Raw genomic sequence first — 16,488 nt, 5'->3', positions numbered from 1 at the left:
TTCCAGAATGTTGCACCTGATGAAACGAAACCTGCAAATTGGTGGGCGAAAAATCTCTGTAGTTTCAGGCAAATGCATCGAATCAGCGTTTATTTGTAGTAAAATGAAAATATTAACAAATTAAGTCATGGGGGAGGCGCTATGGAGCAGTTCAGAGAACGGATGAAGTCTGTACAAGAGCGGCAGAATGAGCTTCTACAAGACTACGGAAAGCTGATCGCTGAATATGAAAGTCATGACTTGGTGAATGAGCATGAGGCACTGAAGAAGAGATATGACGACCATCTTATGATTCTGGATGAACTCAGACTTAAGGCATCCCGGCTGGAGGTGGAGAACTCCGAGCTGCGCATTGCTCTGTCAGAACAAATGTTGGATGAGAAGCGTAATATTCTCCGGGTTTCACAGCAGAAGCTGCATACTTATTTTGCATCCCGAAGCCGTGGCTATGCAGATCGCCTGACGGCTCTCGAGCAGGAGGCTAAACACCGTTTGGAGCGGATGTACAGCACGGCTAACCGTCAGTTGGGTGAGGATAAGGAAGTAATCACCGCCCGGCTCGGGGGCCTTGCTGCTGAATTGAACCAGAGAATTCAGTTACGGCGCGAGCGTCAGAGGGAAGCTGAGCAGGTTCTTCAGGCCGGGTTTGGGGATAAATACCGCGAGCTTGAAGCCGAAGGGGTCAGTGAGGAGGTTCTGCAGCGTAGAAGGAAGCAGAATCAGATCGAGATGAAGATCGGCTTGAACTGGATCAACCGGCTGGGTATTCTGCTCCTGATTCTCGCCGTCGGCGCAGGGTTCAGGTACAGCTATTCCACATGGTTCAATGACTACATGAAGGGCAGCGCCTTTTTCCTGTTGGGGGCCTTGCTGCTTGGCTCCGGGGAATGGCTGTTCCGCAAAGGGAGGAATGCGTTCGCCCTGGGTCTGCTCGGCGGCGGAATCTCCATTCTCTATGGCTCCATCTTTTACAGCTACTTTCTACTGGAGATTATAAGTATCTATGTTGGGTTGTCCCTCTCTGTACTCGTGACGTTAACGGCAGTGCTGCTGTCACTGAGGTATGAGTCCCGGACGATCTGCTCGCTGGGCCTTGTCGGCGGATACCTGCCTCTTTTTTCCTACATACTGGCGTTTGGACTGGAAGGGGGCGCAGTCTATGTTGCGATGGGTTATCTATTCCTGCTGAACCTTTCGGTGGTGCTGATCTCGCTACGCAAGCGCTGGGTGGTCGTTAATTACATCAGCTTTCTGTTCAATACGCCATCCATGCTTATGCTGATCGTGCTGTCTGGCAGTAATGGCGTAAGTATGTTGTATGCAGTGCTGACTTTTGCCATGTATCTGGGTATTACGCTGTGGTATCCGTTCAAGTATCGGTCCAAGCTGTCCTGGTGGGACTTCGCCTTGCTGGGCTGCAATACGCTGGTTAGCTGCATTACCTTATACGTGCTGTTGATGGATGCGGGATTGGGTGATTATAAAGGTGCGCTGGCATTGCTCTTCTGCCTTATGTATCTAGGACTCGGTCGAATGCTCGAGAAGCTGATGGTACAGGAGAAGCAGAGTATGCTGCTATTCTATGCCACCTCATTAACCTTCGCGGTGTTGATGATTCCCTTCCAGTTGGGTGCAGCTTGGTGGTCCATCGGCTGGCTGGTCGAGGCAGTTGTGCTAACCGTATACGGCAGCCAGCATCGGTTCAAGGGGCTGGAACGGGCAGGATGGGGAATTCTGGTCCTTTGCCTGGGAGCCTTCTTCGGGCTGTCTGTGCCAATTCAGGTGATTATGGAAAACGCGGCCCTGCCTAAAGGTGATCCCTATTTCGCCTTGAAATACGCTTTTATTACTACCGGTATGCTGATTATTGCTGTATGGTATGCCGTCCGGCACCAAAGCAAAGAGACGTCGGCAGTGAGTGGGTTAATGGAAACTCGGTTGGCCGTCTGGTTTAAATATGCTGCTTTATTGAATGTTTGGGCTTTTCTACTATATGCGTCGGGCCTGCTCTACCAACGGGTGGTTCCCGATGACTTCACGCATACAGTCTTCTATCGCTGGGTACTGGCCGCTGTGATCTCGATAATTCTGGCCTATGTACTGCCAAAAGTGAGGATTCTGTTTGATACGGTAGTCAGGTATTTCGCCATACTGTTATATGGCGTGGGCTATGTTATTTGTATCGGAATTACGGCAGGGCTACCGAGCCTGGAAGGCGAACTGGCGCAAAATACGTCAGCCGATTATATCGCGCTGGGCTTGCTTGTAGTCTTCAACATTTTTGTCTGGTTCAGCAGCCGCGATGTGATGGTCGCCATTCTAAAGCGGGAATACCGGAGCATGGAGCTGTACCCTGTCATTATGGGCATTTATCTGCTCGGCATTATTACTGCATTCCTCGGTGTGCAGCTTCAATTACATGATGCCGGTCTGATCTTCAGTCTGGTCTATCTTCTGCTGGCGGTGCTGTTCATTCTGTATGGCTTCAGCCGACGGTATGTGTATATCCGCCGCTTCGGCCTTGGGCTCACACTCTTGGCAACAGGCAAGCTGCTGCTATATGACTTGAGCCTGCTGGGCGCTGGTCATAAGATCATCGCGTATTTCAGCTTCGGTGTCTGTCTGCTCGGAATCTCCTACCTGTATCAAAAAGTATCCAACAGAATGGAGGAGGCTTATGCGGAGGCAAAGACGGATACGCAAGGTTAGTATCAATCTGCTCCTCTTAAGCTGTCTCGGACTGAGCGGGTTAGGAGCAGTTATTCTCCCGCCCTACCAGACCTTTGGAATAAGCGTTGCAGAAGCGGCTTCATCCAAGGGGGATGGGGCAGAGAAGAGTGGCCAATGGCGATTCACCAAGGACATCATCGAGCCAGGCGGTGATGCGGCATATCAGGAGTTTTTTCTCGACGAAGAGGTATATCAGCATGCCACCGCCGGCTTGAGAGACTTGCGAATTGAAGACAGAAGGGGACAGTTCGTCCCTTACTACCGGGAATCAGGAGAGGCGGAGCAGAAAGAGCAGAACATTAGCTACAAGACCGACTTAATCCATAAATTCAATAAGAACCTGGAGACGACCTTTGATTACAGGGTGATCCCGAATGAAGAGAACCGTGATATTCAGGGCAGCAGGCTGGAGTTCGATCTGCCCGGTGAAGCATTTCTGAAGCATGTCCAAATATATGGCGGGTATGACGGGAATACGTGGGAACCTCTGAGCAAGGGCGATCTGTATAGGGCTGGAGAGTTTGCACAGAGTGGTATTGATTTGGGATCGGCTTACAAGTTCACCTACTACCGTCTGGTGGTCCCGAATAACGCGGAGAAGCTGGAATTTGGTCTAATGAGGCTGATGCACAAGACAGCTACGGTGACGATTCAAGACTTTACACGGCAGCGAGAACCTGTCTATGAGATGAAACAGGATGGTTCGAAGACGCAGCTTGTTATCCATAATGATAACCGGCTGAAGGTATCGGTGATCCGGCTGGAGACTACCGGGAATTTTACACGTGCTTATATGCTGTATGATGACAGTGGAAAGGAACTTGGTACTGTAGGGGGGAGCAAGCTATATCGGCTTGATTTCAAGGATTCCCGCATTGCCGGGACAGATATTGTTCTCCAGGAGCCCACGATTGCGCCTTACCTCACAGTCGCCATTGAGAACCAGGATGATTCTCCGATTCCGCTCCAGGGAGTCCAAATGGATTACTTATTGGATAAGCTGGTGTTTCCCGTTGATGGGGAAGGGCCTTTCCGGTTAGTGTACGGGAACAGTGGTGCTGTAGCGCCCCAGTATGACATTGTAAGCTTCAGGAGTCATATTGAAGGGGAGAAGATAGGCACAGCCAGACTGGGACCTGAGAGCGCCTTACCAGAGGTGTCAGCTATATCTTCTACCGGGTGGCACTGGCTGACTGGTGCTATGGGGTTTAATGCTGTGATTATTATTGTATCGCTGTTGTTGATTATCTTTCTGATCCGTAAGCTGAATCGGAACTAAGTTTGTGGATATAGAAGAGGGACCCTTGAATTGCAGGGTCCCTACGTCAGTGGCCGGCTATTGAATAGCCGGCCTTATTATTTTTAGATTACACCTTCAGCGAGCATAGCATCTGCTACTTTCTTGAAGCCGGCGATGTTAGCGCCAACGAGAAGGTTGCCCGGATGTCCATATTGTTCAGCGGCTTCTACGGACTGCTTGTAGATGTCGACCATGATATCATGCAGCTTGGCATCCACTTCTTCGAAGCTCCAGGACAAGCGCATGCTGTTTTGAGCCATCTCCAGTGCAGATACGGCTACACCGCCTGCATTAGCAGCTTTGGCCGGTCCGAACAGAACGCCAGCTTTATGGAACTGGTCAATGGCTTCCAGAGTGGATGGCATGTTCGCACCTTCACCAACCGCTTTAACTCCGTTCGCGATCAGCTTCAGCGCCAGGGCCTCGTCGATCTCGTTCTGAGTTGCACTTGGAAGCGCGATGTCACAAGGAATCGTCCAGATCTGGGAGGAATCCTCGGTGTACACAGCGTTTGGATGCTCCTTCACGTATTCGCTGATCCGTTTTCTCTCTACTTCCTTCAGACGACGGACAGTGTCGAGGTTGATGCCGTCTTCGTCATATAGGTAACCGGAAGAGTCACTACATGCTACGACTTTTGCGCCCAGTTGTACAGCCTTTTGGATCGCGTAGATAGCAACGTTACCAGAGCCCGAGACAACCACACGGCTGCCTTCGAAGGACAGGCCTTTGGATTTCAACATCTCATTGACGAAGTACACGGTTCCGTAACCTGTTGCTTCAGGGCGGGCATGGCTTCCGCCGTAGGTTACGCTCTTACCTGTCAATACACCGGCAGGGTAGCCGCCGCGGATGCGTTTGTATTGTCCGAACATGTAGCCGATCTCGCGCGCGCCGACACCGATGTCGCCAGCCGGAACGTCTACTTGCGGGCCAATGTAGTTGTGCAGTTCTGTCATGAAGCTTTGGGCAAAGCGCATGATTTCGCCTTCCGATTTGCCTTTAGGATCGAAGTCGGAGCCGCCTTTACCGCCGCCGATATGCTGGCCAGTTAGGGCGTTCTTAAAGATTTGCTCGAAGCCGAGGAATTTGATGATACTGGAGTTCACGGACGGGTGGAAGCGGAGTCCGCCTTTGTAAGGTCCGATGGCACTGTTGAACTGTACCCGGTAGCCGCGGTTCACGCGAACTTTGCCTTGGTCGTCTACCCAAGGTACCCGGAAGAGAACAAGACGTTCCGGTTCAACAATTCTTTCGAGAATGGCATTCTCTTGGTACTTAGGCTCAGCTGCCAGGATAGGAAGAAGGGATTCCAGAATTTCCTTAACGGCCTGGTGGAACTCAGGCTCATGCGGGTTCCGTTTCACAACGTTGTTGTAGACCTTCTCAACATAGAGTTGAGCATCGTTGCGGGAGATGTCTGTATCGATCGAAGGTACTAAGCTCATGAATTCAACCGCCTTTACGTATAATTATTTTTCTTCGGGTTTAATGCTTCTTCGCGTTACTGCTTTCACGCTGGGATATATTTTTTATTATTTTGGCATAAGAACGCGCCGCTAACAACTGTTTTTTGAAAAAAGTTTACTCTCGATGACACGTTTTTTTGCAGAAAGGGGTGAATAATTATACGTATATGGGAGTAAATACAAGGCAAAACAAGGGTTCTTGGCTATATTTATGCGGGTAATTCCCGAATTTGAACGCTTTCGCACAGTTTGTGCGGAAGTTAAATCTCCCAGCTCAGGGCAGACTGTGTTACAATGGCTTTGCAGCAACTTGTCTTGTAAGGAGATGACTATCAATGAGCGAACAGGTAAATGAGCAGGAACTGGTGGCGGTGTTGTCCGCCAAGACTAAAGTGGATCCCGGATTGATCCGGTTGGTGCTGAAGCATGAGCAGACCTTTATTAATAAAGCCCAAGCTAATGCTAAGGGTGAGGTAGACATTGATAATGATGATCTAGTGGATTATATCACAGCTCAGCGTGATGTGAAGCTGGACGAGCTAACCGTGGAGACCCTTCTCGATGCCGAGATGGATTATCTTATGGACAAGGGACTGGCAGGATACATCGATTAAACTTCAGTTTTATTGATGTACAGCGGCTACCCTGAATATTGTCCTCTGTTTCTATGAATTAAGCAAGCATAAGTCGTGCACTTATGCTTGCTTAATTTTAGAAGTGTGACGGGTATTGTCCAAGAACAGCCTGCCCCTGATGGAGGGGCGGGCTGTTACCTGTTTTTTCGGGTACGCAAGTTGCAGGGTTATTGGATACTGAATTTGAATTTCTCCCAGCCGTCAATGCTTGTGCGATTGGCAATCAGTGCGCTATTACCAAAGTTATCAGCCGTCACGTACCGGTTGTTGGCATTCGATAGTAGCGAGATGGTGCCGTCGCCATTGTCAATCCATTGGAACTGCTCCCAGCCTTGAACGGTGTCTCTGCTCGCAATGAGGCTATCCGCGCCGCCGTTCTCCGCTGTCACATATTTGTTGTTCGCCAGTGCTCTCAGGGAGATCCAGCCGCCCCCTGCATCGGCCACCTGGAATCTCTCCCATGTGCCGACCGTCGTCCGGTTGGCAATCAGTGGACTTGCGCCTGCATTATCCGCTGATACATACAGATTGTTCGCCATGGATTGGAGTGCGATGGTGGAACCGATCGGTACACTGCCGGTGCCGCCACCTCCGCCACGGGTCCAGATGTACGTACCTACAGTTTTGGCGGGGAGGGTGCCCAGGAGCTGCTGTCCTTCGGAGAGGATTTTGAAGCTCTTGGCGGAACTGGTCTGGTTAATAACGACCGTCACGATGCTGTTGTCGGGATTGAGGAAAGCCACATTGGTGACCGTAGCTGCAGAGCCATAGTTGCTGTCTATTCGCTTGGCTCCTGGCTTCACGAATTTGGCGTACTGACCGATAAAATTGACTTCTGGGGCTACCCAATACGTATTGCGGTTCGACGTGCTCTGGATGAGCATGGTCGGCCCTGGTGTTCCTGTCCATTTCTCAGGCTGGATATTCTGGTCCAGCATTGTGACCCAGTTAGTGTAAGAGCCGGACCAGTTGCGGAAATACTGCGCCATCCTGTCGGCTCCTCCCGTGCCCCACACGGCGCGTTCGGTCATTTGCATGGATTTACTCGGATAGGTGTTGCGCACAGCTGTCATGGCCGTAGGATCGCCGGAGTAGTCATGGAAAGCCACCCCTTCAATTGCCGCATTCGCTGCCGCGTTGTCCAAGACACCAGGAAGATGTGTCCAGACCTCACCGAAGTTATGATCGTACGCCCATAGCTTGGTGGAGATGCTGTAGGTGTCGAGCTGGGATTTCAAGGCGATCGCCAGCTCCCGTTCGTTGGCAGAGGTCAGCAGCATGCTGGGATAATCAGGCGCAGCATACAGCGGTTCATTCTGCAGGGTCATCGCATAGATGGGGATGCCACGGCTTTGGTATTCCTGAATGGCGCGACGGTAGTAGACCGCCAGATCATTCGTATTTTCCCGTTTCAAATAGCCGCCAATCAGGCTGTTGTTGGTCTTCATCCAGGCCGGAGCTGTCCAGGAGCTGGCGAAAATTTTGACCGGATTGCCGGTCTCGTTGCCGATGGCGATGGCGCGCTGCACCGTAGAGACTATGTTATAGTCGATGTCCTTCTGGATAGAGAAGCTGCCTCTGGTATCCTCATAAGTGTAGAAATTCCGGCTGGTAAAATCAGAGGTTCCGAAGGTGATCCGGAAAAGGTTCATACCCGCTCCGTTCACGGGATCAATCAATCTGCGGAGTACCTCATCCCGCTTGGCTGCGGACATCAGAGACAGGTTATAAATAGTAGACTCTTCCAGCGATGTGCCGAATCCCAGCATATTCTGGTACTGGACCTCTGGATTTACGGTAATGGCTGTGGCAGTGGAGTTTGTGGGATTGGTGAGGGGAATATCGGCTTGCTTGCTTGTAGCGTACTGGATACCGGCAGAGGCGGCGGCGGGGTTATTGTACCAGATACTGCTCCCCGGTGAACCTGTGGTTGACTCGGAGCTGAAATAGACCTGCGCAGCTCCTGGTGCGGCTTGAGCGGAAGGGGGATGGAACGGTATGGCAAAAGAGGTGAACAGTACGGTTGCAGCTAACATCAGCTTGGAGAGCGGCCTGGGCCGGGCTTGCTTCTGTCTACGCTTGCGAGAGTGCTGAATCATTAAAATTCCTCCTTTTTAAATATAGTTGATAACGCTTACATTATAATAGGAAGCTTGTCTGAAAAAGTATGTGTTAAAATTTAGAAAATAGTCCTCATTTTTTAAGAAATTAAATAAAAAGGGCAATTCTTGACGTCTGAATGACGCGAAGAATTGCCCTTTTTTCGAATATAGATTAATGTACAGCTGCCATCGGTGAAGCAGAGGAGGATTCCGGACGATCCGGTTCAAGCAGCGCGTGTTTTTCCCAAGCCCGGCTCTTCCAGCGGAAGTACATGATTACCGCTCTTAACCATTCGTCTGCTGCTGTGGCAATCCACACGCCGGCAAGACCAAGGTGAAGTTTGAATACGAGCACATAACCCAGCGGTAAGCTCATGCAGACCATGGAGATCAGACCCATGTAGACAGGGAACTTCGCATCACCGGAAGCACGCAGGGAGTTGATGATCACCAGGTTGGTTGTGCGTCCTGTCTCCAGGAAGATGCTGAGCAGGATAACCTGGGCACCCATAATAATGATGCTCTCATTATTGGTGAATAGTCCAAACAGCGGTACCCGGAATAAAATGACGATAACGTCAATAATAACGGTGACCAGCATGGCCCATTTTACACTGGAGAATACACGTTTATACGCTTCTTCTTTACGTCCTGCACCCACCAGATGACCCACAATAATGGAGGTCCCCATGGATACAGCTACACTGAATAGATAGATGTAGTTAGAGATGTTGAGTGCATACTGGCGGGTAGCCATGGCTTCCGAACCCAAGTACGTAATATAGAGTGTGAATACAAGCTGACAAGCTTGATAGATTATCGATTCAAAAGCAGACGGAATGCCGATCTTGAGAATTTGCATCACATAATTTTTGGACAGGTGCGTGTAATATCTCCATTTCACCCGAACTTCCATAATTCTGTAGAGCAGCCAGAAGAACAGGGCCAGACAGATCAGACGGCTCGCAACCGTCGAAATGGCGGCACCTTCCACGCCGAGTGCAGGAAGACCGAAATGTCCGTAAATCAGCAGATAGTTGCCGATTACGTGGAAAATGTTCATCAGCAGGGAAATCACCATCGTCTGCTTGGTGAATCCATGTGTACGAATGGTGGCAGCCAGTCCGTTGATCAGCGCCTGAAAGAAGATCAGTCCGCCAACAATATTCATGTAGGAGAGCGCGTAGTCGAAAATATCACCCTGAACATTAAGCGCATGCAGCAAAGGTCTGCCCAATCCGAACAGCAGTGCGCTCAAGATTAGCCCCACCGCCAGATTAAGGGTAATGGCATTACCGGTCACTTCTGCGGCTTCCCGCGGTTTTTTGGAACCGAGGTACTGGGAGACGACGATAGATGCGCCGTTGCCGATCACGCTAAGGACCAGAATGGCAATGGCGATAATCTGATTGGCTGCGCCTACCCCGGATACAGCATCGTCTGAGACGGTACTGATCATAAAGGTATCGACACTACCCATGAGCATGAACAGGAAGAGCTCCAGAAAGATCGGCCAGGTCAGCTTCATTAGATTAAATTGTTGATGATTTTTGTTTTCCATGATGCACCTTCTTAATTTATATATTTATACACGCATATCGTGTAAGTTCGTTCTACATAGTTTTTTTATCCTTCAAACAAAGTGTAATATTAGCACAGGTTTTCTGAAAATGCAGCATCTTTTCTCCGAAAATTCATGAAAATTGCTTGGATAAACTGGGTATAATACCCGCTGGTGAATTTGTCCGCTATAAATATAGGTATTTATGTGGAAAGAACGGCAGCGGGCGAGTGGCGTTTGCATGGTTTTAAATGAGCGGGCATTAAAAAAGCCGGGCAGAGGATAATTCCCTCTGCCCGGCTTTTAGCCATGCTATGCTTTTTGCTCGAATAGCTTGGCTATTTCTACAATAACCTGAACCGCCTTCACCATGTTGTCGGCGGAGACGTACTCGAACTTCCCGTGGAAGTTCTCTCCCCCGGCAAAGATATTGGGGGTCGGCAGCCCCATGTAGGAGAGCTGCGAGCCATCGGTTCCGCCGCGGATCGGACGGATGATCGGCTTAATATCGAGGTTCACCATCGCTTCATGCGCGATATCAACGATCTGACGTACGGGCTCGATTTTCTCACGCATATTGTAATATTGGTCCTTGATCTCCAGAATCACATTCTTATCCCCGTAGATGCTCTTGAACTCGTCCACAATGGACGTCAGATGCGCCTTGCGGGCCTCGAACTGGTGACGGTCAAAGTCGCGGATAATATAGTGCAGCTTGCTCTGCTCGGCCGATCCCTGAATGGAGATCAGGTGGTAGAAGCCTTCATAACCTTCTGTGAACTCAGGGGCTTCACCCGCAGGCAGTCTGAGATGGAGCGCCATGGCGATTTTGGAGGAGTGGATCATTTTACCCTTGGCCGTTCCGGGATGCACGTTCACGCCGTTCACGGTGATTTTGGCTGCAGCTGCATTGAAGCTCTCGTACTCCAGCTCCCCAAGCGGCCCGCCGTCCATGGTGTATGCATAAGAAGCGTTAAAAGCTGCCACATCGAATTTATGCGGTCCGCGACCGATTTCCTCATCCGGTGTAAAAGCCACTCTGATCTTTCCATGCTTAATCTCTGGATGCTGCAGCAGATAATTCATGGCCGTCATAATCTCAGCGATTCCCGCCTTGTCGTCCGCACCAAGCAGAGTCGTTCCGTCTGTGGTGATCAGCGTATGTCCCTTGTATTCAGCCAGTTCGGGGAAACTCTTTGTGGACAAGACCACATTGAGATCTTTGTTCAGAACAATATCGCTGCCGTCATAATTCTCTACCACTTGTGGTTTTACATTAGCTCCCGTGAGATCCGTTGCCGTATCCAAGTGGGCCAAAAAACCGATGGTCGGCACTTCCTTGTCTGTATTCGACGGCAGCGTAGCCATCACATAGCCATGCTCGTCCACCGTCACCTCCTGCATGCCAATCTCTTTCAGCTCTTCAACCAGCTTGTGAGCCAGCTCCATCTGACCCGGCGTGGAAGGACAGGTGTCATTGTCTTCATTAGATTGTGTATCTATTTCTGCATATGAAATAAAGCGTGTCATCACTTCTTGTTTCAACTTGGCTCAGCTCCTCAATACAACATTTTCAAATCCTCTTTCTTTATAGTATCACGTTCCAACGCTGGTCTCATCCTCAGGCCGTCTTATAAAAAGATCAAAGTGGTTCCTTCTCCACCAGTCTGGCAGTGAGCAGATACCGGTCAGGCGCCGAACCAACGAAAGAGAATGGATAACATGTAATCAGTGTGAGGATAGGCTGTTCACTGGATTTGATCGCCCCGCGTTCGTCCTTGTCCACAATCACACTTCCAGTAATCTCGTACGTGAATTTTCCACTTGCGGTCTCCACCTCGATGGGATCATGGATTTCCAGCTCTCCGAGATTGCGGAATACAGTGTCACGATGTCCAGCCAGCACGCTGTTGCCGTCGGCGCCAATAGCCGCACTGCCAGCGTAGTGGCCAGCTCCTTTTTTCAGCTGAGGACTGTCCGTCCCTTCCAGGATGGCTACTTTTTTATTCAAGGTTGGGAAAAAAATCTCCCCGACCACCTCGCCCTCTATATAAGACGGCTTGGAGCCGGGTGCTGTCGAAGGGACGTTTATCATCCCTGCGGGGAGGGGTTGCTCTTCAATATGGGAGAAATTTACAGCTTCCTCCCTCTTTTTCTCCCAGGCTTGCAGGGCTTGCCTGGCCTCTATAGGGGCTTTAACCACCTGCACGACAGCATACAGCAGCACAGACAAAGAGAGTATGAGGATCAGCTTCACGGCAATGACGGTACCGGAATGCTTCTTCTTCATACTCTCTCCTCCAGACTTAGGGAAATTCAGTTTACCCCTTCGATCTCAACCTGCGTAGAACGATGACACTGATTACAGCTACAGCCAAGCTGATGAGAATCAGGTTATACCAAGGCTCCGCGGTATCCGGGAGCTTATCTCCGGCGTCGGGAGCAGCCAGTGGCAGCTCATCATCGGCCAAGGTGATATCATTACCCGGCGAAGATGTCGGTGTTGGTGCTGGCTTTGCTGTGCTGCCAGCAGTAATGCCTGCACCCGGAGAAACTTCTGGCGCAGTTCCGCCACTCTGATCACCGCCACCCAATGGGACCGCATCGTCGGTGATGATAATGTCGCGTGGCCCTGGCGTTGCCGTTGGCGTTGGGGCGACCGATGGTCCAGGCGTTACAATGACGCCTGGTATACCCGGCGAAGCTGTAGCCGTAGGCAGAGTTGGCGGTCCGGATGTAGGCTGATTAGTAGCTGAAGCCGTCGGTTCAGCGCTCGGTCCTGCCGAAGGTTCAGGCGAGGCCGTAGCAGATGGAGTCGGACTCGGTCCGGTAGACGGCTCCGGCGAAGCTGTTGGTGTCGGCCCAGTACTAGGCTCTACCGAAGGTTCAGGCGAGGCCGTAGCAGATGGAGTCGGACTCGGCCCAGTAGACGGCTCCGGCGAAGCTGTTGGTGTCGGCCCAGTACTAGGCTCTACCGAAGGTTCAGGTGAGGCCGTAGCAGATGGAGTCGGACTCGGTCCGGTAGACGGCTCCGGCGAAGCTGTTGGTGTCGGCCCAGTGCTAGGCTCTACCGAAGGTTCAGGTGAGGCCGTAGCAGATGGAGTCGGACTCGGCCCAGTAGACGGCTCCGGCGAAGCCGTTGGCTCCGGTGTCCCCGAAGCGGTGAATTCAAAAGCTACCGTAGTCTGCTTCCCTTGGTATTCGTTGCCGGCCTCCCATGGGAAGGTGACATCCATGATGATGGCTTCCTGACCGCCTCCGGCCAGCGATCCTACCGCTACTCTTCCGGGTGCTTCGCTCATTACCCCGGAATAAAGGATTACTCCCCCTTTTTCAAGGGTCATCTGCAGGATTTTGTACAATTCAACGTCCCCGGACTTGAATTTAAAGTCTACATAATAATCAAAGTCCTCGTTACCTTCATTAATAATCGTGTAGTCAGAGCGCATCTGATCGCCAGGCTTCATATTGCTCATGGTTGCTGTGCTCGTCGTATGCGAATTCACTTTAAGTTTAATGGTGTCCTGCGCGCTTGCCCCACCCGCATGCCAGATGACACCTGCCAGAATAATCAGGGCATACGCAGCTATAAAGGCCGAGCGATATTTCTTGATCACAGTCTTCGCTCCTCTCACTTGGGGCCCTTTGCCATGTGCATAGACAAACTATGTCGGTACCCGCCAAAATACGCTGTTACTTAACGCATATATCCTCATACTTTGTCGAAAAGTAGTTCTTTATAGAACTACTAATAATGAACGGGATTAACCGTTCTCGCTACCTGTGATCCTTTGATGCACAGAGTAGAAGATATAATGAACACAATTGTTCGTTATAGCGAATAACTAAAGTATAATCAAAATGCGATATAAAGAAAAATGACCAATTTCAAGTGTTATACCTGAAATCGGTCATTTTTAAATCATTACATACTATTATTGAGTGATTCCTCTTGTTATCTCTTTATTTTTAGCAATTACACCAACTAAGGTGTATTTTATTAAGAACGGATCTGTTGGTGGTATTAGCTCTCTTTGATGGCCTCGGCCACCAGCTCATAGGAATGCAGCCGTGCGGAATGGTCGTAGACCTGCGAAGCGATGATCCATTCATCCGCATCCGTTTCTTCGAGAATCTGCTGCAGTTTTTCCTTGATGGCAGACTTGTCTCCGGCAATGGAATATTTCCCTTTGTCGAGAAGGATAGCTTTCTCGTGTGGGGTCCAGAGCTCATCCATGCTGTCAACCGGAGGTTGAAGCTTCCCGGTACGGCCGCGGATCAGATTCAGGAATTGCTGCTGCTGCGAGGTAGCAAGCCGCCGGGCTTCCTGCACGGTATCTGCTGCTGTAATTCCGAGACCGACCATAACATGCGGTTTCTCCAGTACTTCAGACGGCCGGAAGCTGCTACGATACAGATGAAGTGCAGGCAACAGATATTCTGGTGCAAAATGGCTGGCGAAGGCGAATGGCAGGCCCAATTGACCAGCCAATCTGGCACTGAAGCCGCTGGAGCCTAGCAGCCAGATCGGAACGTTCTGGCCTTCGCCAGGAACGGCGCGCACACCTGCCGGGCGGAACTCCGCGCCGTTCGGATCGAAGTAGGCCCGCAGCTCGCTAAGCTGCTCGGGAAAATCGCTCCCGTCGCTGCCAAGTCCCCGGCGCAATGCGCGGGAAGCGGGCTGATCCGAGCCTGGTGCCCGGCCGAGGCCTAGATCAATACGGCCTGGATATAAGGATTCCAGCGTGCCGAATTGCTCGGCAATGGTGAGAGGGGCGTGGTTGGGCAGCATGATGCCGCCTGAACCGACACGGATCGTCTTCGTGCCCGCTGCCACATGGCTGATCACAAGCGATGTCGCGGAGCTGGCAATACCGGGCATATTATGATGCTCGGCCAGCCAATAACGGTGATAACCCCAATCTTCGGCATGGCGAGCCAGGTCGAGTGAATTATGAAAAGAATCGCGTGCTGTGCCGCCCTCAACAATCGGGGCCAGATCCAGCACAGAGATACGAACGTCCTGAAGTTTTTTCAAGTATAATCCCTCCCATACTATTGATAACAGTATTTGCAATGCTGTGCGGAGATACACAGGACATTATACCATGATTAATTATAATTTACACACTTCAAGTAAGTTAATTGCTTTTTGAAATTCGGGGTCTTCACGACGAGACGCCAGATATATAAGATGAACAAAAGAATATGACAAAAAGCGAGAAGGAGCGGAGGGGGAAGTTTGGATCTGTAGGAGCGAAGCGCTCGTCTTTGTCTCCGGATTTTATCCGCGAATAGCGGTATAATCCAAAAAAATCTGGAGACAACAACGGCCGGAAGTCCAAACATTCCACCGTAGTGACGACCGAGCTTTACGTTCGGATCTTAAGTTCGTCTTAAATAACATATTTTGAAAGCGATTAACAAATGCACTTGTCAATTTCAAACAGCCTTGCTATAATCCCCTTGAAAAGGTTTTCTAAAAAGGAAGTATCCATAATGAAGCCAACAATCAGAGATGTGGCCAAGATGGCCGAAGTATCCATCAGCACCGTATCCAGGGTGATGAATTACCCGGATTCTGTGGTGGAGAGCAAGCGTAAACGGGTCATGGATGCAGTACAGAAGCTGCAGTACCAACCCAACGCTTTTGCGCGTGGTCTGATTTTCAAGAAATCCTTCACGTTAGGACTGTTAATACCGGATATCGAGAACCTCTATTTTGCAGGAATTATCCGGGGCATGCAGGATGCATGTATTAAGCTAGGCTACAGTCTGATGATCTGCAACACAGACCGTGACAAGGAACGCTTGTTGTCCTACATCGATAACTTCCATGAGAAGCAGGTGGACGGCATCGTGTTCGCCAGTGACGTTCTTTACCCCGAGTATTACGACAAGCTTGTTGGTTGCCGTATTCCTTTTGTACTCTTATCCTCCCACACCTACGACTATGAAATTCCTTCTATTGAGGTTGATGACGAAGCGGCTGCCTATGATGCGGTAAAATTCCTGATTGAGCTTGGCCACAAGGAAATCGGTATGATCGGCTTTAACCATGACAATTCCATCGCTGGTCCACCACGTTATGAAGGGTTCATCAGGGCCTTGACGGAATGTGGTCTTGAACAGAATATCGGCAAAATCAGATACGCCAATCATCGTTTTGAGCATGCTTATGAGGCTGCACATGAATTGTTCACGGCATATCCGGAGCTAACCGCCGTCTTCTGCGTAGCTGATGAATTTGCGATGGGTACGATCTCCTATCTTAAAGACCGGAATATTCATGTCCCAGGCCAGGTATCCGTTGTCGGCTTTGATAACCTTAGAATGTCTAGTATGTTCATTCCGAAATTGACCACCATCGCACAGCCAATCTATGAACTTGGATATCGTGCCGCTGAGAAACTGCATGAACTGCTGGTGACTGGTTCGGTTGCTATTCTGCGAGAAAGAATGGACCACAGACTGATCGTGAGGGAATCCTCTAGGGAAAAATGAGTGGCAGCATTCTTTTTCCGTTCATTTTGAAAAGCTTTTCACAAAATAACTATAATTATACGAATTGCATTCTCTTCTCCTACCCCACCATGAATTACACCCTACTATATTTCGCAATTTTAAATAAATAAAACTATGTAAGCGAATTCATAATGACGCGATCTCCGTTTGTAAGCGCTATTATAAT

Annotated in this window: 11 protein-coding genes; 4 read left to right on the top strand and 7 right to left on the bottom strand. The window is 50.1% G+C overall.

Annotated elements, in window-relative coordinates; translation table 11 throughout:
* Nucleotides 1-141 precede the first annotated feature (141 nt).
* Together ACFRAM_RS15335 and ACFRAM_RS15330 are read left to right on the top strand one after the other, a co-directional pair.
* The gene (locus tag ACFRAM_RS15335) at nt 142-2,709 is read left to right on the top strand and encodes a DUF2339 domain-containing protein (protein WP_379466566.1); all 2,568 of its coding nucleotides are present in this window, start codon (nt 142-144) and stop codon (nt 2,707-2,709) included.
* Entirely contained in the window at nt 2,678-4,009 is a 1,332-nt protein-coding gene (locus ACFRAM_RS15330) for a DUF3999 family protein (protein WP_379466565.1), read from the top strand. The genes ACFRAM_RS15335 and ACFRAM_RS15330 overlap by 32 nt, the downstream gene beginning before the upstream one ends.
* An 83-nt stretch (nt 4,010-4,092) precedes the next feature.
* Here the strand turns inward: ACFRAM_RS15330 and gdhA are convergent, their stop codons facing one another.
* On the bottom strand, nt 4,093-5,478 hold the full coding sequence (gene gdhA / locus ACFRAM_RS15325; RefSeq protein WP_379466564.1) for an NADP-specific glutamate dehydrogenase: 1,386 nt from the start codon (nt 5,476-5,478) through the stop codon (nt 4,093-4,095).
* 356 nt (nt 5,479-5,834) lie between these two features.
* On the opposite strand from gdhA, the gene ACFRAM_RS15320 reads away from it, so the two are divergent.
* Nucleotides 5,835-6,113 carry a hypothetical protein gene (locus ACFRAM_RS15320; protein WP_175373374.1) on the top strand — a complete coding sequence of 93 codons (279 nt, stop codon included), beginning with the start codon at nt 5,835-5,837 and terminating at the stop codon, nt 6,111-6,113.
* Nucleotides 6,114-6,301: 188 nt separating this feature from the next.
* Here ACFRAM_RS15320 and ACFRAM_RS15315 read toward each other — a convergent pair whose 3' ends face one another.
* The 6 genes from ACFRAM_RS15315 to ACFRAM_RS15290 form a co-directional block, all read right to left on the bottom strand.
* Nucleotides 6,302-8,233: a glycoside hydrolase family 30 beta sandwich domain-containing protein gene (locus ACFRAM_RS15315; protein WP_379466563.1), complete on the bottom strand. Its 1,932-nt coding sequence runs from the start codon at nt 8,231-8,233 to the stop codon at nt 6,302-6,304.
* 175 nt (nt 8,234-8,408) lie between these two features.
* Nucleotides 8,409-9,797 carry an MATE family efflux transporter gene (locus tag ACFRAM_RS15310; RefSeq protein WP_379466562.1) on the bottom strand — a complete coding sequence of 463 codons (1,389 nt, stop codon included), beginning with the start codon at nt 9,795-9,797 and terminating at the stop codon, nt 8,409-8,411.
* A 312-nt stretch (nt 9,798-10,109) separates the two neighbouring features.
* Nucleotides 10,110-11,342, bottom strand: a complete 1,233-nt coding sequence (gene pepT / locus ACFRAM_RS15305) for a peptidase T (RefSeq protein ID WP_379466561.1) — start codon at nt 11,340-11,342, stop codon at nt 10,110-10,112.
* Between the two features lie 97 nt (nt 11,343-11,439).
* Nucleotides 11,440-12,087, bottom strand: coding sequence for a sortase (locus ACFRAM_RS15300; RefSeq protein ID WP_379466560.1), 648 nt, complete (start codon nt 12,085-12,087; stop codon nt 11,440-11,442).
* A 31-nt stretch (nt 12,088-12,118) separates the two neighbouring features.
* Nucleotides 12,119-13,414, bottom strand: a complete 1,296-nt coding sequence (locus ACFRAM_RS15295; RefSeq protein WP_379466559.1) for a hypothetical protein — start codon at nt 13,412-13,414, stop codon at nt 12,119-12,121.
* A 407-nt stretch (nt 13,415-13,821) separates the two neighbouring features.
* Nucleotides 13,822-14,835 (bottom strand): LLM class flavin-dependent oxidoreductase, encoded by a 1,014-nt coding sequence (locus ACFRAM_RS15290; protein WP_379466558.1) that lies wholly within the window; start codon nt 14,833-14,835, stop codon nt 13,822-13,824.
* 461 nt (nt 14,836-15,296) lie between these two features.
* Between ACFRAM_RS15290 and ACFRAM_RS15285 the strand changes: the two genes are divergently transcribed.
* Complete coding sequence (locus ACFRAM_RS15285) at nt 15,297-16,301, top strand: LacI family DNA-binding transcriptional regulator (protein WP_175370816.1); 1,005 nt, start codon at nt 15,297-15,299, stop codon at nt 16,299-16,301.
* Nucleotides 16,302-16,488: the final 187 nt, after the last annotated feature.

Origin of the sequence: Paenibacillus sp. NPDC056722 (genome assembly GCF_042790635.1) — a bacterium.
GTDB lineage: Bacteria > Bacillota > Bacilli > Paenibacillales > Paenibacillaceae > Paenibacillus_AQ > Paenibacillus_AQ agri.
Note: the sequence above shows the minus strand (reverse complement) of the source record. Positions and strands in the feature narration are given on the sequence as shown.